This is a genomic window from Desulfoscipio sp. XC116 (assembly GCF_039851975.1).
Taxonomy (GTDB): domain Bacteria; phylum Bacillota; class Desulfotomaculia; order Desulfotomaculales; family Desulfallaceae; genus Sporotomaculum.
The window spans coordinates 3,394,724-3,419,275 of record NZ_CP156660.1 but is presented as its reverse complement, the minus strand read 5'-3'; the positions used below and the strand labels follow the sequence as shown (position 1 = coordinate 3,419,275).

The following is a 24,552-nucleotide window of genomic DNA, read 5'->3' as shown; positions in this document are numbered from 1 at the left end:
TCCTGCTAAAAATGTGATGATACTTGAAAATGTACTTCCTGAATTAATGAACGAAACAGCCGCCACCGGTTTGGTGCCGCGGGAACTGCAAAATTATGTAGCTCCGGCTCTTGAGGAATTTAGAAATGAAATGGCTTCGGAATTGGGTATGGACAATTATGCTTATGTGGACAAAGGAGAACTGCCCAGTCGCCTGAACGGTAAAGTGGGTGGTGGGATGACCAAAAAAATGGTCTCTTTTGCTGAGGCCGTGCTGGCTTGGAACTATAAAAACCGCACTATGCTAAATGGAGCAGCGAATAAGTCACCGGAGATGCTTAACGAGTGAACTCGTTCGATTAAAGCTGAACAGCGGGGCTTCAGATGGATTCTACCCTGTCTGAAGTAAAAATAGGGGGGCTGTTGCACAACGGACTAAATAGTTCATAGTGCGGCAGCCTTTTGCAAAGATACCGGATTATTATCGGAATAATTGGCTGCATCCGGGAAGGGGAGCGTCGCTCACTACTCTAAGAAAGTAGTTTTGCGACACTCCCTTGTAATTTAAAAAGCTGGTGTTTTGGACAAGGCAGTTCCTCCCATAACAAGATAGTATATATTTAATTTGTCACGCAGAAAAGCTGTGCAGTACAGGAAAGTCTTGTCGGTCACTCTTATATGTCGGCAGGATTAGTATTTAATCAGGAAGCTCTTTACATAGGGAAGCCCCTGTGTTAGCCTTTTAGACGGAGACTAAAAGTATTATGCGGATCAGCAATGCTATGTTGACAAATTATTTATTAAAGGAAGGTATCATTATGACGGTAAAAATTCGTGAGCCTTATTTCGTTGATGATCTGGTTGTTTATTTTATCAATGAAAAGGAGGCGCTCGTTACCGACTATGACTGCCGTTGGGAATTGCGAGCTACCGAAAATAGCTGTGAATGCTGTACTTACAGGTTTAGATCCCGGGTTAAGCCTGACTTTGTGTGCCGGCATATTGACGCGGTTAGGCGGATGAAGCGGCAAAGCTAAAGTAAATGACAGTAAAATTAGCGCATAGGACAGACTAATACCGCAATCCTGAACTAAATCCAGGCAAATAATTGGTATGGACTGAGTTGAATACTTAAAAATCAATTGCTAAGGGGGGTATGTATACTAAATGATTATGTCCCTTAATGTAACTATTCGCTTGAAGCTGCTTAATCAGCCCGGCACGTTGGCTAAAGTATTAGCTGTGATTGCTGAGGAAGGAGGCAATCTGGGTTCCATAGATTTGGTTTCCGCTGCCTCGGATTATGTGATCAGGGAATTGATGGTATGGTTTTATGATCGGGAAAACCTGGCGGGTTTGATTAATGCGCTGGAGGAAATTGCCGGGGTGCGGGTAGTTCAGGTGGCCGACCGGGTATTTACCAAACATCTGGGCGGCAAGATCGAAATTAAAGCGAAAAGGGAAATACAGGGCCGGGAGGATTTGGCGCTCGTTTACACCCCCGGGGTGGCCAGGGTTTCCCAAGCTATAGCAGGTGATCCTGAAATGGCTTACCGGCTGACTATGAAAGGTAATTCGGTAGCTATCGTAACCGATGGAACGGCTGTTCTGGGGTTGGGCAACATTGGGCCTCAGGCTGCTCTGCCGGTGATGGAAGGCAAAGCGTTATTATTTAAAAAATTTGCCGGTATTGACGCCCTGCCGCTGTGCCTGGACGTGCATAGCCCGAAGGAAATTATTGATACAGTAGTGGCCTGTGCTCCCGCTTTCGGTGGCATTAATCTGGAGGACATTGCTGCTCCCCAGTGCTTTGCTGTTGAGGAAGAACTGAGTCGGCGGCTGGATATTCCGGTTTTTCACGATGACCAGCACGGTACGGCTGTTGTAACAGTGGCCGGGTTGCTTAATGCGCTGCGGGTAGTGGATAAACGTATTGACAAGGTGAAAATCGTGGTGAGCGGCGCGGGCGCGGCCGGTGTGGCTATTGCTAAAATGCTGCTGTCAACGGGAGCGCGTGATATCGTGGTATGCGACCGTAAGGGGGCCATCGGCAGGGATGATATGCCGAATATAGACTCGAAAAAATGGCTGGCCCTGCATACCAATGAACGTTGCGTACGCGGTGGGCTGCGGGAGGTTATTGAAGGGGCCGATGTGATTATCGGGGTTTCCGGACCGGGGCTGCTGCACCGGGAAGATGTATTGCGCATGGCGGAAAAACCGGTGATATTTGCCTTGGCCAATCCGGAACCCGAAATAGATCCCATAGAGATACTGGATATTGCCGGAGTTATCGCTACCGGGCGTTCCGATTTCCCCAATCAGATCAATAATGTGCTGGCTTTTCCAGGCATTTTCCGTGGGGCGCTGGACTGTCATGCCCGCATGATTAACGACGAAATGTGCCTGGCTGCGGCCCACGTGCTGGCCGACATGGTTGCCCCCGGGCAGCTTTCGCCGGAGTATATTATCCCATCGGTTTTTAACGAAGACGTTTGCCCGGCGGTGGCCCGGGCGGTGCGGCAAGCGGCCCAAAGCACAGGTGTGTCCCGCAGGTATTTGTACGAAGAAAATGGGCAAAGCAAGCTGCTTAATTTTACGGTCTCTTAAGTTCCGGCTAAGGTAATACGAAGAAGGATTTACCTGGTAATAAAAAGAATCCATAAAGAAGGGTATAAAGACAAATTGCTGTATTAACCCAAAACCATGTTTTACGGCAGTGCAAGAGGTGTTGTACGTATTGGGTAATTTGAGGATAGATAAACACCAGGGGGTAACTTATGCCGGCGGTACGGTTAAACTGTTAGGTTCCCGGCTTAATATTTACGTGTACTTAGTAGACGGTTTGTTGGTTGATACCGGCCCAAGCCGATTTGCTGTGGACTACATTAATTTTTTCCGTTCGCAGCTTATTGAACAAGTGGTTCTGACTCATTTTCACGAGGACCACAGCGGCAATGCGCCCTGGCTGGTTAAGCAGGGTATTCCGGTGTATATTCATCCCGCTTCAGAATCCGTGTGCCTGGAAAAAGCCCATTTGCCGCTTTACCGCCGCTTTTTTTGGGGCAAGCGGGAGCCTTTTAAAGCTCATCCGCTAGGTGCTGTGCTGCAGACATCCCATAAAAATTGGCATGTGTTGGAGGCGCCCGGACATTCTTTTGACCATATTGCACTGTATGATGCCGGTGCGGGGGCCTTATATACCGGTGATCTTTTCGTTACCCCCAAAACCAAAATTATTATGCGGCCGGAAAATATACACCAGATTATTCGCTCGCTGCGGCTATTGTTGCAGTACGATTTTAGCACTGTGTACTGCGGTCACGCCGGGGTAGTGGAAAACGGCAGGGACCTGCTGGCCCAAAAACTTGATCATCTGGAAGCGTTAAAAGAAGACGTGCTGGAAATGCACCGCCGGGGAATGAGCATTGGCGCCATAAACAAAAAAATATATCCCAAAACAGTACCGCTTACCTACATATCAGGTAAGGAGTGGGCTTCAGAGCATATTATCAGGTCAATTATTAAAGATAGCTAGCGTTACGGTGGGCTAATAAAAACCAGGAAAAAAGGGAGTGTCGCAAAATTACTTTCTTGGAGTAGTGAGCGACGCTCCCTTTCCCGGATTCAGCCGGTTATTCCGATAATAATCCGGTATCTTTACCAAAAACTGCCGCACTATAAACTATTTAGCCCGTTGCGCAACAGCCCCTTTAGTTGCTTGGCTATTGTTATATAAAGATAGTAGTTACGCCAATCAAAAATCCAAGAAATATGATTGCCGGGATAATGTTAACGTTCTGCCATTGTGAATAATCTGATTTAAACTCTTCTTGAGCCGGTTCGGCATGTGCATGTGCCGCATGCGGATCCATAAATACCCCTCCCCGAAAATATTTTATATATCTCTTAATCTTTATTTTACATGCAAAGAGGTCTTACTTTCAATATTAATGGGATAATTAAATATTGTTAATCTGATTAGTGTCATAGCCTGGAAATTTTGAGCAAAGTATAGGTTGCAGGAAACCTTGCGTATAAAGGATTTGTTCAGTTGTTTCAAGAGGAGTGTATGTTAATGTTTTTTCCTGTTTCCGGTGTGGAAATTAACCCGCTGATCCCTCCGCTGGTGGCATTTATTGTCTCGTCGTTAACTGCCTCCGCCGGAGTATCCGGCGCGTTTTTACTGCTGCCTTTTCAAGTAAGCGTGCTCCATTATACCAGCCCTTCGGTTAGTCCGACTAACCTGATTTATAACATCGTAGCCATTCCGGGTGGCCTATACAGATTCATTAAAGAGGGGCGCATGGCCTGGCCGCTTGCCTGGGTGGTATCTATCGGCACGCTGCCGGGAGTTTTCTTGGGGTCTTGGGTGAGGATAGCATATTTGCCCGACCCGCGTTCGTTTAAGTTATTCATAGGTGGCGTATTGCTTTACTTGGGAATTAAAATTGTCACTGAGTTTACCGGTGGTTCCCAAAAGCAAAAGACGCAAAATAAGGCGTTGGAACAAAAGTTTAAGGAACGGGTGTCCGGGATAAGGGCGGAAAGAAACTCCAAAATAGCTGCCGGGCTGCCGGCCGATGCTGTGGTGAAAACCAAGAGCTTTTCACTTGTCAGGATTGAATATGAATTTTGGGGCGAAAATTATTCTTTCAGCACTACGGCCATTTTTATCCTGGCGCTGGCGGTGGGATTAATTGGCGGTATTTATGGCATTGGCGGCGGCGCTATTATTGCTCCCTTTTGCGTGTCTATTCTGGGCCTGCCTGTTTACACAGTAGCCGGTGCGGCGCTGGCCGGTACCTTCCTCACATCCATGGCGGGAGTAGTATTTTATTCTATTTTAGCAATGACAGCGGCGGGCGCGGCCACCAACGCGGCCCCGGACTGGTCGCTGGGCGCGCTGTTCGGGGTCGGTGGCCTGCTTGGGACATACTGCGGTGCATATATGCAGAAGTATTTAAAGGAAAAAACAGTCAAAGTAATCATGGCGGCCTTGATATTGTTTTTGGCTTTGCAGTATATCATCCAGTTTTTCCTTTAGAATATTTAGCCGTAGTTATGAGTTCCTTTAACTACCTTAACCCCAAATTTATCCTCGATCTTTTTAGCCAGTTCATCCATGTCCATATACGGACAGCTTGGCCAGGACTTGGTCATACAGGTGGAAAAATGCACAGCGTCAAAATCGACATTCTTTTTCACACAGCCAATATTGGGTATCAACTGGCGACCGTTGCATTCGCATTCCAAAAGACCCACTACTTGAACCGGGTCAGCGTAATTGGCAAATTCCCCTTCCTTCTCGTTGGCAGCTTTCAAGCATTTCCACTCACCGGGACAGCCGTATCCTTGGGACGCATAAGAACCGCAGGCAACAATTAATACTTTCACGCCAATCTCTCCTTTTTTAATTAATTACTTATAAAATTTATTCATTATTTTCTCTGCCGATTTTATAAATCCTGTTTAGATATGGAACTTAAAAATAAAGTTATGAAATTATGCTTAAAAAGGACAAACAGAACGATTGTCTATAAATATTTGTGAAATTGCTTTCTTTTACATTGTTTTTGACGTTTGATCAAAACAGGAACAATTTAGTATAGTAGAATTAAATAATATTTACTCTAACATTTTTCTGTCTTCTTCCATTTGCTTCGTTTATAAATTGTTTGCATTGAAATTGTATGAAGATGCCTGTCTGCATTTTCGTAATATTTAAAATTAAGGGGTGATGCAAAAAAAATATTATTAGACTATTTAGATAACCGATGTTAAAACAACTAAGGAGGTCGAATAAATGCCAAGGTTTAGAGATCCAAGCCTGACCAGCCGGCCCTCGAACAAGTCACCGCGGGTAATAGATCCCAAAAACGCTAAGCGGTCCGTTGACCCTGCGGTGTTGGAAATGATCGATGTGGCCAAAGAAAAAGGTGTAATTACAGCTTTTGATCGGGTACTGGCCCAACAGCCGCAATGTCAGTTCGGTTATAAAGGTATCTGCTGCCGTTTCTGCATGATGGGTCCCTGCCGTATTAAAGCGGACGAAGGCCCCGCCAGCAGAGGTATCTGTGGCGCCAATGCCTGGACCATCGTAGCCCGCAGTGTTGGCCTGATGATCCTCACGGGCTGCGCGTCCCACGCTCAGCACGGTAATCACATTGCCCACGTACTGCACATGATCGCTGAAGGTCAAGCGCCGGATTACTCGATTAAAGACCCGGAAAAGCTGATTAGAATATGTAAAAAAGTAGACATTGAAACCGAAGGCAAAGACAATAACACTCTGGCCAAAGAACTGGCTGAGAAAGCACTGGATGACTTCAAACGGCTTAAAGGTGAAGGCGAAGCCACTTGGACAACCAAGATGCTTATTGACAAAAGACTTGAAAATTACCGTGAACGCAATGTAATGCCGCATGGTTTGCACGCGGTGATTTCCGATCTGGTCACCCAGGCTCACGTTGGCATGGACAACGACCCCGTCAACATAGTATTCAGTGCGGTGCGCGTTGGTTTGGCCGACCTGGCCGGCAAATGGATTGCCACCGACCTTTCCGATATTATCTTCGGTACCCCTCAGCCCGTTATCAGCGAAGCTAATATGGGAGTACTCGAACCCAGGAAGGTTAATATCATACTGCACGGTCATAACCCGCTGCTCAGCGAAATGATCGTTGCCGCGGCCCGTGAATTGGAAGACGAAGCCAAAGCGGCCGGGGCTGAAGGAATCCAGCTCTCCGGTATCTGCTGCACCGGTAACGAAGTGCTTATGCGCCAAGGGGTACCCCTGGTTACCTCCTTCTCATCCCAGGAACTGGCCATTTGCACCGGCGCCGTAGACTGCATGGTAGTTGACGTACAGTGCATCATGCCCGGTTTAAACACCGTAGCCCAGTGCTTCGGCACCAAACTGATCACGACTTCGGATCTCGTCAAAAACCCCGGCACCATGCACATCGACTATCAGGAAGCCACGGCCATGGAAAACGCCAAAGAAGTAATCCGTTACGGCATCGAAGCTTTCCAAGAGCGCGGCAACCGGCCGGTACACATCCCCAACATCAAGAACAAAGTAGTAGCCGGCTGGAGCATTGAAGCACTCCTTGCTCTGTTTGGCAAAGTTAATTCTGAAAATCCCATCCGGGTACTTAACGAAGCCATCACCAGCGGGGAATTAAAAGGCGTAGCCTTTATGGTAGGCTGCTCCAACCTGAAAACCTTCCAGGATCAGGCCCATATTGAAATTGCCAAAGGCATGCTGAAAAATGACGTATTTGTTATCTCAACCGGTTGCCATGCCCAGGCCTGTGCCAAGGTCGGCATGATGGACCCGGATAAAGTCGATGAATACTGCGGCGAAGGACTGAAAAGTTTCCTCAAGCGCCTCAATGAAAAATCAGGCCTCAGTGTAGGTCTGCCTCCGGTATTCCATATTGGCTCTTGTGTGGACAACTCTCGCGGCGCCGAGCTCTTGATGCTGATGGCCGAAGATCTCGGTGTAGACACCCCGAAAGTACCGTTTGTAGCTTCTGCCCCTGAAGCCATGAGTGGTAAAGCTACCAGTATTGGTACCTGGTGCTTGGATATCGGTATGCCTACTCATGTAGGTACCATGCCGCCGGTGGAAGGCTGCGATCTTATTTACAGCATCCTTACCCAAATAGCCGGCGACGTGTTTGGCGGTTATTTCATTCTCGAACCCGATATCGAAACATCCATTGAAAAACTGCTTAACGCTCTGGAATACAGAACCTGGAAACTGGGCGTACACCGCCAGGTAGCCGAGGATCTGGAGACCAGTCTGTGCCAAAACTGGTAAAATACCACGAAAGGGAGGGAAATAGAAGTGAGCGAAGCCATTAACTTTGATCAAATTTTCGAAGGCGCCATCGAAGCGGGCAAGGAGCCCAAAAAGCTGTTCAAGGAAGCCTACGAGGGCACCATTACCGCCCTCAGCTACGCGGAGATACTGCTTAATCAGGCTATCCGCACCTACGGCAAGGATCATTCCGTGGGGTATCCCGATACTGCTTACTTTCTGCCGGTCATCCGCTGCTTAAGCGGCGAGGAAATTAAAACTCTGGGCGACTGTGTACCGGTGCTCAACCGTATGCGGGCCGCCGTTAAAGAAGAAAAAACTTTTGCCAACGCCCGCAAGTGGGGCGAAGCTACCTGGTACGCCGCCGATATTATCGAGGCCGTCAGGTATATTAAAAACACCCCCGAAAATCCGCTGCACGTAGCTCCCTGGACCGGGTTCATCGGTGACCCCGGAGTGCGCCAATACGGCACCAAACTGGTGGACTGGACCATCCCCGGCGAAGCGGTTATTCTGGGCCGCGCCAAAGATAGCAAATCCGCCAAGAAGATTGTGGACAGCCTTATGGCCAAAGGCCTGATGCTGTTCCTGTGCGATGAAATAATTGAACAACTGCTGGAAGAAGGCGTTAAGCTGGGTGTGGATTTAGCTGCTTTCCCGCTGGGCAACTTTACCCAGGTGGTCCACGCCGGCAGCTATGCGTTGCGGGCCGGCATGGCGTTCGGCGGTATCAAGCCGGGCGATTACAATGCCCAACGCGACTACCAGCACCGCCGCGTACTGGCTTTCATCATGTATCTGGGCGAACACGACATGGTCAAGACCGCCGCCGCCATGGGCGCCATCAACATAGGCTTCCCGGTCATCACCGACCAGGAGCTGCCCGCGGACAAGCAAATTAAAGACTGGTTCGTCAGCGAGCCCGACTATGAGAAGATCGTACAGACCTGCCTGGAAGTACGGGGCATTAAAATTACCTCCGTGGATATCGACGTGCCCATTACCGTGGGTCCCGCCTTCGAAGGCGAGTCCATCCGCAAGAAGGATATGTACGTTGAATTCGGCGGCACCAAGACCCCCGGCTTTGAGCTGGTGCGCATGGGTGACGACACCATTGAAGACGGTAAAATCGAGCTTGTCGGCCCGGACGTCGACACCGTACCCGAAGGCAGCCGGATGCCCATCGGTATCGTCGTGGACGTATACGGCCGCAAGATGGAAGAAGACTTTGAACCCGTGCTGGAGCGCCGCATCCACTACTTCTCCAACTACGGCGAAGGTTTGTGGCACACGGCCCAGCGGGATATCAACTGGATTCGGATCAGTAAAGAAGCCTATGCCAAGGGCTTCCGCTTAAAGCATATCGGCGAAATACTGTACGCCAAGTTTAAATCCGAATTCTCCGCTATCGTGGACCGCATTGCGGTTACCATTTACAGTGACGAGCAAAAAGTGCTGGAAATGCGCGAATTGGCCCGCGAATATTACAAGAAGCGTGACGACCGCCTTAAAGAACTGCGGGACGAGAAAGTGGACACCTTTTACTCCTGCACCCTGTGCCAGAGCTTTGCGCCCACCCACGTGTGCGTGATCGCCCCCGAGCGAGTCGGTCTGTGCGGCGCGGTGAGCTGGCTGGATGCCAAAGCGGCTTATGAAATTAACCCGCACGGCGCCAATCAGCCCGTTCCCAAGGAAGGCGTAATAGACGAAGTCAAGGGCCAGTGGAAGTCCTTTAACGAATTCACATTTGTTAACTCTCAGCGCACTGTTGAGGCCGTTAACTTCTATACCATTATGGAATACCCGATGACCTCCTGCGGCTGCTTTGAGTGCATCCTGGCCATGGTGCCCGAATGCAACGGCTTTATGGTCGTAAACCGGGAGCACGGCGGCATGACCCCGTCCGGTATGACCTTCTCCACGCTGGCCGGCACCATCGGCGGCGGCGCTCAGATGCCCGGCTTTATGGGCATCGGCAAATCATACCTGGGCTCACCCAAGTTTGTGCCCGCCGACGGCGGCTTGGGCAGGCTGGTGTGGATACCCAAGGCACTGAAGGAAGAGCTGCGGCCCGCCTTGGAAGAAGCAGCGGAAAACGCCGGTTTGGGCAAAGACTTTGTGGATAAGATTGCCGACGAAACCGTAGGTACCAGCGGCGAGGAAATTATGTCCTTCCTGGAAGAGAAGGGGCACCCCGCACTGACTATGGATCCGTTGATGTAATGTGGAATAATTACTGCTGAACCTGATATGCAGCTGCTTACAGCTGTGTACAGCCATGGCGGTTTTGTTGATAGTAACCGGCAGATTACCTTCGGCGAGTAGGTAATGTTGGTATAATTCCGGCAATACTGAGCAAGCCGGGTAAACTGCTGGTTTATATAAATTTATAAATCTTGGCATACTTTAGCCTCCCCCTGGCCGGAAAAACTCCCCCCGACCAGGGATTTTTTTTGCTATCTTTTGTTTAAAAACATAGACTGGGCAATTATAATTGTGGTAATATTGGATAGAAATCATCGCCAATAAGTTATTGACTTTTAATATGAATAATTGTAAAATAGTGATAAAAATCACATATACTGTAGGTGGATTCAAGTGTTGAATAAAGTGTGTATTATGTATAAAGATCACCTCCGGCTAACGTTGCTGGTGGCTGGCGGAGAAGCCAGGATAACGTATATTTACTGGCTGAAAGAGCCGCCCTTTGGGATGGAGGAGTACGAAAGCTATGAAGGTAAATGGGTGGAAGGCAGTGTGGAGGAACCTGTAATATTATTTAATGGAACGCCGCAGGGTACGCAAAAAATTGATTTGACGCCGCATATTGAAGATACGGAGATTATTCACCAGCTTATTGGGGTAACGCGATCTGGTAAGCTGAGCTGGCGTACGGTTTCTGAGGATGAGTATAATGAATTTATGAAAAATCTTGATTATTGATGTGCGTGAAAGTCTTCTTATTATTGCAGGGCGAGAAAACTTTCACATCGCCCGGCCAAAAGCTTAACCCTCCCAGTGGCGTTTTTGTAATAACATAAACAATTTGTTGTTAACCGTTTGCCCTTACGGGCTATTTTTTTTGATAGAACCGGATAGCTTGCCGGGAAGTCCGTAAATATAGCTATGTGGTCGTTGGCGCGCGGTGTATTAAGAGAGTACATGGGGAGGGAATCGTATGGTGGTGGGAATATTAACCTTGGAATTATTACTGGCTGGGGCGGATTCTCTAAAAGAAAAAAGAAAAGTGTTAAAAAGCTTGCTGGAAAGGTTGAAGCACCGTTTTAATATATCAGTAGCGGAGGTCGGCCGGCAGGACAGCTGGAATTATTCTACGGTGGGCATTAGCGCTGTTAGCGGCGAAATGGCACATACGCAAAAGGTACTGGACTCGGTGGTTCGTTTTGTGGAGAGTCATAACGGTGTGGAAGTTATTGGCATGGAAAGGGAACTGCTTTAGGAAATGTTTTAGTACCGACTCCTGATGATTTGCCGGGGAGAATGCCGTGTATGGAAGCGGCAACCAAGGCGTGCGGAGTCCGGGCTTGGCGGATAAATTGCATAATATGTCGTTTAGTAACTGGTTGTAACTGTCGGGGAGGCGAACGTATGAATCCTGCGGCGGTATCTTTCTATCTGTATTACCCTGAGGGAAAAGCCCACCGCGGCATAAAAGCATTGCCTGTTACCGGTGCCGCGGTTCGTATAAATTATTGGCAATTTGTTAGCTTTTTTATACAGTTTGAAGATATGGGTGAAATTAATCCCCATTATGCGGGTTTAAAAAAGCTGCAGGATAATTATATATTATTCCTGGTCGAGAAAGCCGGTATACCTGTAAGCTTTTGCGTGTTCAGACTGCATAAAGTGGATCTGGTGGAAATTGATCTCCTTGTGGTGCGGCGGGATTTAAGGAGAATGGGGCTGGGACGGATGTTATACAGCTACCTGGAACAAAGCTTTCCTGACGGCACAGCCTTTTTTGTGGAGAATACTACCTTTGCGGGCAGCAAGTTTTTTAAAAGCTGTGGTTTTTACAAGGACGTTGATTTAATTAAGGTGTTAAAAGGCGGTAACAGGCTGCCACCGGTCTATTAAAATGATGCCGGCAAAAAGCACGAGGCGCCGGCGGAAACTTGGTGTAAAGTAGTACGCCGCCTTAATAATGTAAAGCCACCTACTGATATTAATCAATAAGTGGCTTCTTTAATCTGCAATAATGCTGACTTTAAGCTAAATATTATTAAAAGTTACCATTAATATTTATAATAGGTTTACCGCATCGCCGTATTTGTTTTGAAAGCGCATGCTTTCAAATAAAACTACATCGTTGTTGGTAACATTATGCCCTGTACGAGCCATTAGTACATTGGCCGGGTGTTCTATTATATCGGGATCGTCCGTTGGGGTTCGTTTCATACCCACACTGCCAAACAAGTTGCACAGGACTCTTTGGTAAGCCCAAATATCCAATTTTGTGTTACGGGTATCCCAATGCCAGCACATTTCCATAGTAATAACAATAAAATTCTCCATTGCGGGATTGGCAAAGCCTGTCTGTAAAATGTTTTCCGCTATTTTGCAGCGGCGCCAGTCCGAGCTTATTTCAATGCCGCCCAATTCCAAAACATGGGAGTGTTTGATCCAGCGGGAGCTTTCATCGGGTCGGTGAAAAGTAATATAGCCTACTATCTCTTTATCGTGCCTGGCTATATAAATCATGCCGTGGGGCATTTCAGTTATCATGATCAGCGCATCTTTTTGTTTATCGGGAGGGCGAAAATTGGTTAGTTTATCGTTCATGGTCAATTCAGCCAAGTAGGATCCCGGGCAGGGGCCTTCAATAAATACGGTACCCTTTGGTGTTTCGTGGATAACCTGTTGGATCATGTAAAAACCTCCTTGACCATACCGTAAATATATTTCAAATCGCTTAGCTTTAGTGCTTAAACGCTTAACATATTATAAATGCTGTTAAAGCATGTTTGCAATACATGGAAATTAAGTGCCTATATTAAAAATTTTCTGTTTACGTTACCTTTGTCTAATATATTTACCCGGCTCTACACCCAATACTCGTAAAAGCGCAGTTGTAATTCCTTGAGGCTGATTTTCCGGGTAGATATTTTGTTTAATATTGTGGCGGCGGTATCCAGGGCGTATACGCTTACCCCGATACCCCGGGGATCCACATCATCCAGGTTGATTTCATGACCGCCCAACCCGGCTGAGCGGATTTTGCCCCACAGACTTGGCAGTATAACACCGATGTAAGGCCGGTCAACAGGAACAATAATCACCTCGTATACTTTTTTACGCACACCGTCGAATATAAACTCCATTTTCATCACAGGGTCAACTTTTAATTCATAATTGTCCCAGTCTATGATGTCTTCATATATTAAGAGGCCAATGCCGAAATGTCTTACCATGCCAATCATTTTAATCCGCCTTCCTAAAGAATAATTGATATCATAATATAATTATTGATGCTAATTATTTTTTGCTTATTTTGCCTGCTAGTCGGCGGTAATCATTACCTTAATACAATTGTCTTTACGGTCTTTAAAGATACGGTAACCTTCCAGAATATCATCCAGTTTTATTTCATGGGTAATTAGCGGCGCAACATTCAGCCTGCCTTCTGCAATTAATTTCATCAGCCGGTCCATATTGTTAAGAGGTACCAACCCGGCCTTTAAAGTTAGGTTTTTATAAAATAACTTGCCAATAGGGAAATCATCCATCCGGGCTGGCCCAATACCCACCAGAGACACTACTCCGCCTTCGGTTGCACAGGATATGCATTCGCTAATAGTAGTCCGCAGTCCCACGGCATCCACTGCCAGTTTTACTCCACGACCGCCGGTGATCTTCTTTATGGCCTTGGCGGCCCGGCCATTATTTGGATTAATGATATGTGTCGCACCCATGCTGCGGCCCAGTTCAAGGCGATAGTCCTCCACATCCACCAGGAAAATGCGGGCCGGGCTAAACAGCTTGGCCGAGGCTAGCGCACAGAGTCCCACAGGGCCCGCCCCGAAAATAGCTATGTCGTCACCCGGCTGGGGACAGCCGTTGGTAACTGCAAAATAGCCGGTGGATAACACGTCGCCCACTAAAAGTGCCGCTTTATCGCTAACGTGGTCGGGTATGGGAACCAAACAGGAATCTGCGGCCGGCACCCGCACGTACTCGGCCTGGGCACCGGGCAGATCACCCATTAATTTGCCGCCCCCGAACATGCCGTTTGTGAGACAAGCGTATACTTTCCCCTCTTTACAGTGAGTGCAAACACCACAGTATGGATTAGCCGCCGCTGCCACGCGGTCGCCCGCGCCAAACTTTCTGACATTTTTGCCCGTTTGTTCAACAATACCTACAAATTCATGACCAATAATAAAATTGGGGTAAAGCGGAAAGTCACCCTGCCAGAAATGAATATCGCTGCCGCAGATTGATGATGCGGTTACCTTTAGTATGACATCATCATCATTTTGTAAAACCGGTTTTGGTGTTTCTTCTAAAGAAAGTTGATTGTTTTCTCTTAAAAATAAAGCTTTCATTGCGGAGCACCGTTCCTTTCAACGAAAAACTATTGGAGAAAGTTTGCGCTATAATGATTTTATATTGTGAAGGACTTTTCTGCCTTGATAAGATAAAACTGACATCACTTAGTCAATTATATCAAGGAGGGGACAACTGTGAAAGCAATTTAATGAAAAATTGGACGAAAAACGGGATATGGTGGTATTAATGCGCTGCCTGGCAGTGCTTTAATTGGCTTTCAAATACTATAAAAAGCTTATAAATATTCTGTGTATGTTTTGGTAAAAATTTAGTGATAAAGATTAAATCAAAATTGTATACGCTTGCTTTTAAGACTGCGGGAAATCTTGCTTAAAACTGATATACGGACATGTCTATTGTAAGGAAGGGGCTTAATAGTGACGCAGTTAAGTGAAGAGCGGTTCTTAGATTCCTTTAACCGGCAGTGGTGCTGGCGGGTGGTACGGATGGTACATCTGGGACGAAGCGGGAATGTGTTGGATTTTCCGGCGGTACTGGCCGGCGTTGTGGCCGGACGGGCCGGGCAAGGTAATTTTTCCGGGGTAACCAGGGAAAGTCAGGTGCCCTGGGGCGATTATCTGTATATGCAGTCAGTAATTAAATCATCCCGGGGTAAGCCTGCTTATACTCGCCTGTTTATTGATATTGCGGACACTATGTTCTACCATGTACAGCCGGATCGGGCACTTATTATGAATAACCGGGAGGTGGCGGCTTTTTTCCCGGCGAGCGAGCCAATGGCGAAAGACTTCTTGCACATGGAGGGGACATTGGGTTTAATTCGCCAATTATGCGATTTGGTGGGCAAGGATCAGGCGAGCGTGAGTATTTTGCCAAGCTAGCTCAATAATTGCTTTGTCTGCTTCTGTATGGGCCTGTGCAAGGAGCGGCCAAGCATACAGAGGCGGGGTTTTTACAATCGTGTTGCGCACAGCCCGCTTATTGTTCATGGTTTATGATTTGTGGGTGCGGGATGTAGGATGTATAATGTTAAGAGACAATTAACAGTGGTTGATTACAGAAGGATAATGCCGGAATTACCAGCCAGTGATGCCGGTTATCCTTATTTCTTATGTTTGCTAATCAATCACATGTAGACAGTGTTTAAGTATTATTTATTGCGAGGTGTGTCATATGTCGAATAAACTGCCTGGAGACGATCAACAAGTAACGGTGCAGGGCAGGCACACTGAATTTACGGGAGACGATAAGTTTCGGTTTTCGTGCCATGAGCACTTGGAGTGTTTTAATCGTTGCTGCCGGGATATTAATATATTTTTATCGCCCTATGACGTTTTGCGCATGAGCAGGAAGCTGGGGCTTACCACAGGTGATTTCTTGCGCTGCCACACCACCAGGCTGCGGCCTGGGGAGCGGGGGTTTTGTGTGGTGATTATTAAGATGCGGGAAGATGCCGACCTGGTTTGCCCTTTTGTTACGAAGCGGGGCTGTTCGGTTTACGATGAAAGACCCTGGTCCTGTCGGATGGCCCCGGTGGAAATACGAGGTGAAAACAAGTACGGATTTGCCTTTGACAGCGATCACTGTCGCGGCTTGCTGGAGGACAGGGAGTGGACAGTGGAGGAGTGGATGCAAAACCAGGGCAACGATAAATACGGCGAGTTGGAGCCGGAGTTTGATAAGATTCCGCAAACGCTTAAATTTACCGGGTTGTCGGCTCTTGACGAGCATATTGGGGAAATGTTTTACATGGCCTGCTATGATCTGGACAGGTTCCGCCGTTATGTATTTGAAGGCAGCTTTCTAAGCATCTTTGGAGTGGATAAGGACACGGCGCGCCAAATCAAAGATGATGATCCGGCGCTGTTGCAATTCGGCTTTCACTGGTTGGCCCGAAACTTTGATCTGCGCAAGTCGATGGAAGTAAGGGACGAGGTTTTCGGGATCGAACAGCGGGGCTAATGAATGAACGGTAAATTTCTTTGAGTTCACACAATAATGGAACCATTGGTACTGTTGTCCCCTTAATCGAGCAGCTCGCCGATGACGTTGAACAGGTCGATGGACCGGATAATGCCAACCACCTGATTTTCATGTACTACCGGGACAATATTGATCCGGCCTGTAAGTATTGCTTTGGCCGCTACCGTGATGTTATCCGTGGCTTTAACGTAGTTTTCCTTGACCGGACGCATTACTTCCATGACGTTGATCGTCATGGCGTTGTTCTCAATAATATCTCTGACAAAAATACGCGCCAGCGATGAGCCGATTTGAGACTTAATTTCCAAGGATTTCAAAATGGACCGAATGGTTACTATGCCTACCAGGTGTTCACTGTCATCCAACACGAGCACGGAGCGGTGGCCGTTAATCACCCGGTTAACCATAGTAAAGCTGTCCTTTAATACCTTAATAGCCTGGGCCAGTGTGTCCGTGGTGTGCACCGCGGAATAGTCGCTGACCGGTACCATAATATCCATAGCTATCTTTTTTGTGGTCATATGAACCTATTCCTCTCATTGCATTTTTATCTATTTTTATCTGCCGCTGCTTTTTGTATGCCTGACATGCTTCCGGTTTATCTGCTGTACTTGTGATCGTGTTTGCGGAAACAGCGTTAGCAAGTGTTTTAACATTCCATATAGTTTTGCTCCGTATGTACTCGTTTATGTTCGGTGCCGGGTTTTGAGAATTGAAAAACATTAATCCTGCGGCGGTAATTTATCGCCGACAGGATTTTTTTGTCGATAAATTAACTTGATCTGTTGCACAATATGGTTACAAAGGGTATCTTTATAATGAAATATGATTTTAAAGCACAGGCTTTAAGTTTGCCGTAATATATGAGCGTTTATCTTTTAACCTGCACCCGGGGTGGTTAAAACAGGTTATGTGTGGGACCGCTTATCAGGTGCGATGATCATGGGGAGGTAAATTGCTATGGGTGAGCTGTTTCAGGCTCGGACAATGCGGGAAGCCCGGGAATTATTAGGGGAACATATCAAGGCGGCTTATGTTACTGAGCAAGTGCCATTGCTGAAAGCACTGGGCCGACGTTTGGCACGGGACCTGACGGCCGTGGATGCGGTGCCCGGTTTTGACCGGGCTACTATGGACGGCTTTGCCGTGCGGGCCCGGGATACCCTTGGGGCAACGGAAAGCCTGCCTGCTTACCTTGATATAACCGGTGAAGTGCGCATGGGGCAAAATACCGCGGTTTCTGGAGGACTCGGGGCAGGTCAGGCCTGGCGCATACCCACGGGGGGTATGCTGCCACCCGGGGCGGATGCGGTATTAATGGTGGAATATACCGCGGAGCTGGATGAGCGGACCATTGGAATAACCAGGCCGGCAGCGACGGGAGACCATATTGTACGCATAGGCGAGGATATTGCATCGGGGGACGGTGTGCTGTCCCGCGGACATGTGCTCAGAGCTCAGGATCTGGGTCTGCTGGCGGCGGCAGGCGTATCTGAGGTGCCGGTGTTCGTGCCAACCCGGGTGGGTATAATATCTACCGGTGACGAATTGGTGGAAACTTATGAACAGCCCGGGCCGGGTCAGGTACGGGATATTAATTCTTATGCCTTATATGGCCAGGCGGCGGTCACCGGTGCCCGGCCCCGCATTTATGGTATTGTGCGGGATAATTATAAGCTGCTGCTGGATCGGCTAAGGCAGGCGCTGGCGGAATGTGACCTGGTGCTGCTTTCCGGCGGCAGTTCGGTGGGCACCAGGGACGTGGCCGCTCGGGTATTGGATGCCTTGGGCTCACCGGGGGTGTTGTTCCATGGTATTTCCATAAAGCCCGGCAAGCCCACTGTGGGGGCGGTGGTGGATGGAAAGCCTGTATTCGGGCTGCCCGGCCATCCGGTATCCGCAATGGTTGTGTTTGACTTGCTGGTTACGCCCCTTTTAAGGCACGGCGCTTATTTACAAGACCCGCTGGAATTTCCCGTCCGTGCCCGGCTGAACCGCAATATGCGCTCGGCCGCCGGCCGGGAGGACTATCTGCGGGTTCGCCTGTATCAAGAGAACGGTGTGCTTATCGCTGAACCCGTGCTTGGTAAATCGGGCCTTATCAGCACAATGGTGCAGGCCGGAGGCCTGGCTCGCATACCCGCCGGGAAGGAAGGTGTCGAAGCCGGCGAATACATTGAAGTAAAACTGTTCTAGCGAGGCTTGCAATTGTCATTGCGAGTGCAAGCGAAGCAATCCCAGACACCGAAGCAGGTTCCCAACGAAATGTGGGCTGTAAAACGAAGGTTGCTTCGTCGCTTCGCTCTTCGCAATGACGGATGGCCAACGTCGCAGGTTGCGTTCATAGCAATGACAGGCTAAGCTGTATTTCCATTCTTCCGCTAGTGTTGCGTTGGCGGCATGGACCTGCGGGACTGGGCATGATCATGTGCGACAGCCGGGGTTGGGGATCGGCAGGCTGTGCTTACACAATCCGTTCGCCGTGGGAGTAAATATTCATTCGGTTGCCCCGGGCAAAGCCCACCAACGTAATTCCCAACTGCCCGGCAAGCTCAATGGCCAGGTCTGTGGAGGCGGAGCGGGATACGATTACGGGTATGCCCAGGCGGGCGGATTTAATCAGTATTTCCGAGGATATACGCCCGGAAAAAAGGAGTATCTTATCTTGGGCCGGTACTCCTTGCAGTAAGCACCAGCCGGTTATTTTATCCAGTGCATTATGGCGGCCCACGTCTTCAAAAAAACAAAGGATTTGTTCGCCGTCACTGAGAGCGGCTCCGTGGACTCCCCCCGTGGCGACAAATAGATCGGAGAGGCCCTCCACTTTTTCGCGCAGGGCGCTGACAGCGGAACTGGAAATGCTTAAGCCGGTGGACACGGGAGTGATCCCGGTGTCATTGACAAAATAAAAGGAAGCTCTTCCCCGCCCGCAGCAGGAGGCCACATGGCGCTTGAGAAATTTTTTTTCGGCCTGCACCGGGCGGTGGGTTTCCACCCAGACCAGGCCGTCAACATCATTAAAGGAAAAACCGGCTACGTCCGAGGCGCCGGCAATCATGCCCTCGGCAAAAAGAAATCCGTAACATAACTCACGCAAATGCATGGGAGAGCAAATTAATGTAACCAATTCAGTGCTGTTTAAATACAGCGTGATGGCTGTTTCCCGGACAACCACGTCTTCTGCGCGGGTACGGGATGAGCCGTGTACTTTTTCAATAAGTACGGGCTTTTGCATAGTCAAAAGAATCCCTCCGGTGCTGCTTGATGATTTAATTGTACACGTTTATAGAAAAGCAGTGCAATATGTTTATATTAAGACAAGGCAGCCGAACAAGTGTGTACTATTAAACAAATTCATTATTTCCATAATCAAAGTACAGGCATATACAATGGTGTTTTGATATAAATTTAGGGAGGCTTGGATAATTGTTTAAAGTGGCGATTTTAACTATGAGCGATAAGGGTTCGCGGGGTGAGCGTGAGGATCGCAGCGCCGAAGTAATTAAAGAGTTGATGATACAGCAGGGCTGGACGGTAGCGGAATACCGGGTTATTCCAGATGATTACGATACTATTGTGGAAACACTAATTGATTTAGTTGACCGTGGCCGGCATGATCTTATTATAACTACGGGAGGTACGGGTTTCAGCCCGCGGGACAATACCCCCGAGGCCACGCGGGCTGTTATCCACCGGGAAGCGCCGGGTCTGGCTGAGGCCATGCGCCTGGAAAGCCTGAAGAAAACCAACCGGGCCATGCTATCCCGGGCAGTGGCGGGCATCAGACACGCTACTCTCATTGTTAATTTGCCGGGCAGTCCCAAAGGGGTGCGGGAATGTCTGGAGGCAATTTTGCCTGCGCTGCCCCACGGTCTGGAAATACTCACGGGTCAGGCTAAAGATTGCGGCAACGCGGGGTAGTTGCTGCCTATAATAAGTTGCGTTTCAAGTTTTTTAGTGATTTACCGTATAAAACCAAATTAATTGTGGGAAAATATTTCTAGGAGTTCGGAAAGCCGTTTGCCCTTAAATCAGACATTGGTGTTTGCACCACTTTGGTTCAGGAATATATGTGCCCGGATTTTTTGGGTGTTGTGTTTTTGAGCGAACAAAGCTTAACTTGACTTGGTTGGCGTAAGTTTCCCACTTCTGTAAGCGTGGGACTTATGCCAACCAAAACATGCATTTGCAGTTCTAAAGTTCAGGGGGAGCTGAATTTCCTCCCCCTGAACTTTAGAACTTGCCTTAATAGCTTGTCAGACAGCAGGTGTAAAAATAAACTCTAATAACACCAGAGGGAGAGAGCCTGAGCAATATTAAATAAATTGTCCTTTTTATAAAAAATAAGGGTAATTTCTTGCTAAAAAATACTTGCTTTTAGTTGGCTCGTTCTATATTATATTACTTGGGTATTAGCACTCGGCTTTAATGAGTGCTAACAATAAATAAAACCGCTCAATACTTTATCAAATAATATTAAGGAGGGGTTTTTGTGATAAGACCTTTAGGCGATCGGGTAGTTGTTAAGCCTCTGCCCAACGAAGAAGTTACCAAAAGCGGTATTGTGCTGCCGGATACGGCTAAGGAAAAGCCGCAGCAAGGCGAAGTAGTGGCAGTGGGCTCCGGCCGTCTGTTGGATAACGGACAGCGCGTGGCCATCGACCTGAAAGCAGGGGACAAGGTGTTGTTTTCCAAGTATTCCGGCAACGAAGTTAAAATCGACGAAGTTGAGTATTTGATTTTACGGGAAATGGATGTTCTCGGCGTAATCGGGTAGCAGGCAAGTTTTTTAAAAGACTATATATACCTAATTGAAGGAGGTAAGTTAAAGTGGCAGGTAAAGATATAATTTTCCGCGAAGATGCTCGTAAGGCACTTGAAAAGGGTGTAAACGCGCTGGCTGAAGCGGTTAAGGTTACCCTGGGTCCCAAGGGCCGTAATGTAGTGCTGGAGAAAAAATTTGGATCTCCGATGATTACCAATGACGGCGTAACCATCGCCAGGGAAATTGAGCTAGAAGATCCATTTGAAAATATGGGCGCTCAGCTGGTTAAAGAAGTGGCCACCAAGACTAACGACGTAGCCGGTGATGGTACTACCACAGCCACTCTGCTGGCCCAGGCCCTTGTCCGGGAAGGTTTGAAAAACGTAGCCGCCGGCGCCAACCCCATGATCATCAAGCGGGGTATTGAAAAGGCTGTCGAAAAGTCTGTTGACGCCATTAAGGGTTCTGCCAGGACGGTGGAAAGCAAGTCCGCCATTGCTCAGGTTGCTTCAATTTCCGCCAACGACGACTCTATTGGCAGCCTGATTGCCGACGCTATGGAAAAAGTAGGTAAAGACGGCGTTATCACCGTTGAAGAATCCAAAGGTATCGGCACTACCCTGGAAGTTGTGGAAGGAATGAACTTTGACCGGGGTTACATATCCCCGTATATGATTACCGACACTGATAAAATGGAAGCAAATCTGGACGACCCTTATATTCTGATCACTGATCGCAAGATTTCCGCGGTGGCGGATATTCTGCCGGTATTGGAAAAAGTAGTGCAGGCCGGCAAAGCTCTGGTGATCATTGCCGAAGATGTTGAGGGTGAAGCGCTGGCCACCTTGGTTCTGAATAAACTGCGTGGCACCTTTACTTGCGTGGCTGTCAAGGCCCCCGGCTTTGGCGATCGCCGCAAAGCCATGTTGGATGATATCGCCATTTTAACCGGTGGTACCAAGATATCCGAAGAAGTGGGCTTGAAGCTGGATAAAGCCGATATCACCATGCTGGGCCGGGCTTCCAAAGTGCGTATTAAGAAAGAGGAAACCATCATCGTGGGCGGTGCGGGCAATACCAATGATATTACCGCCCGGGTTGGTCAAATTAAGAAACAAATTGAGGAAACTACTTCCGATTTCGACCGGGAGAAACTGCAAGAGCGCCTGGCCAAGCTGGCCGGTGGCGTGGCTGTTATCCAGGTGGGCGCCGCTACCGAAACTGAGATGAAAGAGAAAAAGCTGCGCATTGAGGATGCTTTAAACGCTACCCGCGCCGCAGTTGAGGAAGGTATCGTTTCCGGCGGTGGTGTGGCTTACGTACAGGCCATCAACGCGCTGGCTGATATGGCAACGGACAGCATGGATGAAAAGGTGGGTCTGGATATTGTGCGCCGGGCACTTGAAGAACCCCTGCGGCAGATTGCCAGCAACGCCGGTATGGAAGGTTCCGTTGTCGTTGAAAAAGTGCGGGTTGCCGAAGCGGGCGTGGGCTTTAACGCTCTCACCGGTGAATATGTAAACATGATTGATGCCGGTATCGTTGACCCGGCCAAGGTTGCTCGTTCCGCGCTGCAAAACGCTGCCAGTATTGCGGCCATGATTTTGACCACCGAAACCCTGGTGGCCGAAAAGCCCGAAGATAACAAGGGCGGCGGTATGCCTCCCGGCATGGGCGGCATGGGCGGAATGGGCGGCATGATGTAGTAAGTGCCATGAACCCCTGAAAAAACAGGGGTTTATGTGGTTTATGAAGTCGCAAGGGTAACAAGAAGGTAACATAGGAATTGTTTTGGTCAAAGGCTTCCCATTAGCTCGCTGAGTTTTTGGGAAGTCTTTCTCTTTATTGGCTTTGTAACACGCAGATAGATATACTGGGTGATACCGGGTGGTTAATGGGCGGCCGGGCTTTTAGGCTTGTTATTATGGCCGGTATATTATTGGGCGGACCAATTTTTGTGAGCTAATCCTATGTTGATCCGCCAGGAGCTCCTGGAACATGTAGAACGCGCCAGCTGAGCATGTAATAGCAAAACGCCCTTTGCAGGGCGTTTTGCCGGTGCTGTCTTTTAGCAGATTCCGCCGCAACCGATGAATCCCATTCCAAACACCAGTAAGATCAGAATCAGAAACAGAATGAAACTCCCGTCAAAGAAAGGTGCACCGCCGCCACAACCTGGTCCGCATCCTGCTCCAAAACCCATAATACATCCTCCTTAGATAAATTTTTTAAGCAATACCAGTGATATATTATGTGAGTGTGGAGGAATGTGTTACTTGTATCAGGAAAATTTACCCACGTTACCCGAACCGATAATTCATTTTCCATAGCTGCCTCGTCATATATTGAACTCAAACAACCGGCCCTTGCGGGAAGGATGCTCGGAATTCATACATTGCATAAATAGATTAATATAGCTTAATGCCTTAATTGACAAGGCTTGCCGGCAGTGATAAAGTTATATAGTATTTGTAAAATTAAGGCTATGGATGTGATTATATTGTCGTTTGCTTATGATATAAATCATTTAATCGGTAATACGCCTCTTTACGAATTAAGCCGCTATGGCAGCGGCTTGCCCGGCCGGATACTTGCCAAATTGGAATACTTTAATCCCGGTGGCAGTATTAAAGACCGGGTCGCTCTGGCTATGATTGAACAGGCTGAAAAAAACGGTTTGCTGGGGAGCGGTACTGCTAATGACAGCAATACCTGTGCCGGCACCGGCAGCGTGGTAATCGAGCCTACCAGCGGCAATACCGGAATTGGTTTGGCGATGGTGTGTTCCGCCCGCGGCTACCGCTGTATCCTTTGTATGCCTGAGACCATGAGTGTGGAGCGGCAAAAACTGCTCCGGGCGCTGGGCGCCGAGGTTGTGCTGACTCCCGGGGGCGAGGGTATGTCCGGCGCCATTGCCAAGGCTGCCGACCTGACGCGGCAAATCCCCGGTGCTTTTATGCCTGCCCAATTTGATAACCCGGCCAATCCTGCCGCGCACCGTGCCACTACAGCGGAGGAGATCTGGCGAGATACTGCCGGGCATGTGGATGTGCTGGTGTCCGCGGTAGGAACCGGGGGTACTATAACGGGTATCGGTGAGACGCTCAGGGAGAGAAATCCCGCTTTGCAGGTGGCGGCGGTAGAGCCCGCCGAATCGCCCGTACTATCGGGCGGCAAGCCCGGTCCCCATAAAATCCAGGGTATTGGAGCCGGTTTTGTGCCACGGGTGCTCAATGTAGCTATATTGAATGAAATAATCAAGGTGACCGGTGATCAGGCTATGGAGGCTGTTCGCTGCCTGGCCCGGGAAGAGGGGTTGTTGGTGGGCATTTCCTCCGGGGCCGCAGCTTACGCGGCTAGACAATTGGCCGGGCGGGAACGGAACCGGAATTGCACCGTGGTGGTAATTTTCCCGGATACCGGGGAACGGTATTTGTCCACGGAGCTGTTTTAAACGGGCGATTTG

25 protein-coding genes are annotated in these 24,552 nt (G+C 48.6%); 17 read left to right on the top strand and 8 right to left on the bottom strand.

The annotated features are described in order from the left end of the window. Positions 1–46: 46 nt before the first annotated feature. The 4 genes from ABDB91_RS16245 to ABDB91_RS16230 all read left to right on the top strand — a co-directional run bounded on the left by ABDB91_RS16245 (position 47) and on the right by ABDB91_RS16230 (position 3,517). The gene (locus tag ABDB91_RS16245) at positions 47–328 is read left to right on the top strand and encodes an alpha/beta-type small acid-soluble spore protein (protein WP_347491630.1); all 282 of its coding nucleotides are present in this window, start codon (positions 47–49) and stop codon (positions 326–328) included. Positions 329–743: 415 nt separating this feature from the next. Beyond that, positions 744–1,016, top strand: a complete 273-nt coding sequence (locus ABDB91_RS16240; RefSeq protein ID WP_347488726.1) for a hypothetical protein — start codon at positions 744–746, stop codon at positions 1,014–1,016. 130 nt (positions 1,017–1,146) lie between these two features. Then, the gene (locus tag ABDB91_RS16235; protein WP_347488725.1) at positions 1,147–2,589 is read left to right on the top strand and encodes an NAD-dependent malic enzyme; all 1,443 of its coding nucleotides are present in this window, start codon (positions 1,147–1,149) and stop codon (positions 2,587–2,589) included. A 130-nt stretch (positions 2,590–2,719) separates the two neighbouring features. Then, entirely contained in the window at positions 2,720–3,517 is a 798-nt protein-coding gene (locus ABDB91_RS16230) for an MBL fold metallo-hydrolase (RefSeq protein ID WP_347488724.1), read from the top strand. 193 nt (positions 3,518–3,710) lie between these two features. Here ABDB91_RS16230 and ABDB91_RS16225 read toward each other — a convergent pair whose 3' ends face one another. Beyond that, positions 3,711–3,854: a hypothetical protein gene (locus ABDB91_RS16225; RefSeq protein ID WP_347488723.1), complete on the bottom strand. Its 144-nt coding sequence runs from the start codon at positions 3,852–3,854 to the stop codon at positions 3,711–3,713. Positions 3,855–4,057: 203 nt separating this feature from the next. Between ABDB91_RS16225 and ABDB91_RS16220 the strand changes: the two genes are divergently transcribed. After that, complete coding sequence (locus ABDB91_RS16220; protein WP_347488722.1) at positions 4,058–5,026, top strand: sulfite exporter TauE/SafE family protein; 969 nt, start codon at positions 4,058–4,060, stop codon at positions 5,024–5,026. Between the two features lie 5 nt (positions 5,027–5,031). Here the strand turns inward: ABDB91_RS16220 and ABDB91_RS16215 are convergent, their stop codons facing one another. Beyond that, positions 5,032–5,376, bottom strand: coding sequence for a CGGC domain-containing protein (locus ABDB91_RS16215; protein WP_347488721.1), 345 nt, complete (start codon positions 5,374–5,376; stop codon positions 5,032–5,034). Between the two features lie 409 nt (positions 5,377–5,785). Here ABDB91_RS16215 and cooS point away from each other — a divergent pair, with 409 nt between their 5' ends. From cooS to ABDB91_RS16190, 5 genes are all read left to right on the top strand, one after another. Further along, positions 5,786–7,807: an anaerobic carbon-monoxide dehydrogenase catalytic subunit gene (gene cooS / locus ABDB91_RS16210; protein ID WP_347488720.1), complete on the top strand. Its 2,022-nt coding sequence runs from the start codon at positions 5,786–5,788 to the stop codon at positions 7,805–7,807. Positions 7,808–7,834: 27 nt separating this feature from the next. Beyond that, complete coding sequence (gene acsB, locus ABDB91_RS16205) at positions 7,835–10,030, top strand: acetyl-CoA decarbonylase/synthase complex subunit alpha/beta (RefSeq protein ID WP_347488719.1); 2,196 nt, start codon at positions 7,835–7,837, stop codon at positions 10,028–10,030. 378 nt (positions 10,031–10,408) lie between these two features. Further along, positions 10,409–10,750, top strand: a complete 342-nt coding sequence (locus tag ABDB91_RS16200; RefSeq protein ID WP_347488718.1) for a hypothetical protein — start codon at positions 10,409–10,411, stop codon at positions 10,748–10,750. A 235-nt stretch (positions 10,751–10,985) separates the two neighbouring features. Further along, positions 10,986–11,267 carry a DUF503 domain-containing protein gene (locus tag ABDB91_RS16195; protein WP_347488717.1) on the top strand — a complete coding sequence of 94 codons (282 nt, stop codon included), beginning with the start codon at positions 10,986–10,988 and terminating at the stop codon, positions 11,265–11,267. Positions 11,268–11,416: 149 nt separating this feature from the next. Continuing rightward, positions 11,417–11,905, top strand: a complete 489-nt coding sequence (locus tag ABDB91_RS16190; RefSeq protein WP_347488716.1) for a GNAT family N-acetyltransferase — start codon at positions 11,417–11,419, stop codon at positions 11,903–11,905. A 165-nt stretch (positions 11,906–12,070) separates the two neighbouring features. Here ABDB91_RS16190 and ABDB91_RS16185 read toward each other — a convergent pair whose 3' ends face one another. From ABDB91_RS16185 to ABDB91_RS16175, 3 genes are all read right to left on the bottom strand, one after another. Next, positions 12,071–12,697, bottom strand: a complete 627-nt coding sequence (locus ABDB91_RS16185; protein WP_347488715.1) for a GNAT family N-acetyltransferase — start codon at positions 12,695–12,697, stop codon at positions 12,071–12,073. A 173-nt stretch (positions 12,698–12,870) separates the two neighbouring features. Then, entirely contained in the window at positions 12,871–13,248 is a 378-nt protein-coding gene (locus ABDB91_RS16180; protein WP_347488714.1) for a hypothetical protein, read from the bottom strand. A 78-nt stretch (positions 13,249–13,326) separates the two neighbouring features. After that, entirely contained in the window at positions 13,327–14,373 is a 1,047-nt protein-coding gene (locus tag ABDB91_RS16175; RefSeq protein WP_347488713.1) for an alcohol dehydrogenase catalytic domain-containing protein, read from the bottom strand. Between the two features lie 381 nt (positions 14,374–14,754). Between ABDB91_RS16175 and ABDB91_RS16170 the strand changes: the two genes are divergently transcribed. Both ABDB91_RS16170 and ABDB91_RS16165 read left to right on the top strand, forming a co-directional pair. Next, positions 14,755–15,219: a hypothetical protein gene (locus ABDB91_RS16170; RefSeq protein ID WP_347488712.1), complete on the top strand. Its 465-nt coding sequence runs from the start codon at positions 14,755–14,757 to the stop codon at positions 15,217–15,219. Positions 15,220–15,511: 292 nt separating this feature from the next. Further along, complete coding sequence (locus ABDB91_RS16165) at positions 15,512–16,300, top strand: YkgJ family cysteine cluster protein (protein ID WP_347488711.1); 789 nt, start codon at positions 15,512–15,514, stop codon at positions 16,298–16,300. Positions 16,301–16,362: 62 nt separating this feature from the next. On the opposite strand, the gene ABDB91_RS16160 is transcribed toward ABDB91_RS16165, so the two are convergent. After that, a complete protein-coding gene (locus ABDB91_RS16160; protein ID WP_347488710.1) occupies positions 16,363–16,842 on the bottom strand; it encodes a CBS domain-containing protein in 480 nt (159 codons plus the stop codon). A gap of 439 nt (positions 16,843–17,281) precedes the next feature. Here ABDB91_RS16160 and glp point away from each other — a divergent pair, with 439 nt between their 5' ends. Then, on the top strand, positions 17,282–18,517 hold the full coding sequence (gene glp / locus ABDB91_RS16155) for a gephyrin-like molybdotransferase Glp (RefSeq protein WP_347488709.1): 1,236 nt from the start codon (positions 17,282–17,284) through the stop codon (positions 18,515–18,517). A 268-nt stretch (positions 18,518–18,785) separates the two neighbouring features. Here glp and fdhD read toward each other — a convergent pair whose 3' ends face one another. Then, positions 18,786–19,556, bottom strand: coding sequence for a formate dehydrogenase accessory sulfurtransferase FdhD (gene fdhD, locus ABDB91_RS16150; RefSeq protein WP_347491629.1), 771 nt, complete (start codon positions 19,554–19,556; stop codon positions 18,786–18,788). A gap of 191 nt (positions 19,557–19,747) precedes the next feature. On the opposite strand from fdhD, the gene mog reads away from it, so the two are divergent. From mog to groL, 3 genes are all read left to right on the top strand, one after another. Continuing rightward, a complete protein-coding gene (gene mog / locus ABDB91_RS16145; protein WP_347488708.1) occupies positions 19,748–20,242 on the top strand; it encodes a molybdopterin adenylyltransferase in 495 nt (164 codons plus the stop codon). A gap of 571 nt (positions 20,243–20,813) precedes the next feature. Further along, entirely contained in the window at positions 20,814–21,098 is a 285-nt protein-coding gene (gene groES, locus ABDB91_RS16140; protein WP_347488707.1) for a co-chaperone GroES, read from the top strand. A gap of 53 nt (positions 21,099–21,151) precedes the next feature. After that, positions 21,152–22,792, top strand: coding sequence for a chaperonin GroEL (gene groL / locus ABDB91_RS16135; protein WP_347488706.1), 1,641 nt, complete (start codon positions 21,152–21,154; stop codon positions 22,790–22,792). Positions 22,793–23,154: 362 nt separating this feature from the next. On the opposite strand, the gene ABDB91_RS16130 is transcribed toward groL, so the two are convergent. Beyond that, positions 23,155–23,289 carry a hypothetical protein gene (locus ABDB91_RS16130; protein ID WP_347488705.1) on the bottom strand — a complete coding sequence of 45 codons (135 nt, stop codon included), beginning with the start codon at positions 23,287–23,289 and terminating at the stop codon, positions 23,155–23,157. A 282-nt stretch (positions 23,290–23,571) separates the two neighbouring features. On the opposite strand from ABDB91_RS16130, the gene cysK reads away from it, so the two are divergent. Next, the gene (cysK, locus tag ABDB91_RS16125) at positions 23,572–24,540 is read left to right on the top strand and encodes a cysteine synthase A (RefSeq protein ID WP_347491628.1); all 969 of its coding nucleotides are present in this window, start codon (positions 23,572–23,574) and stop codon (positions 24,538–24,540) included. Positions 24,541–24,552 lie beyond the last annotated feature (12 nt).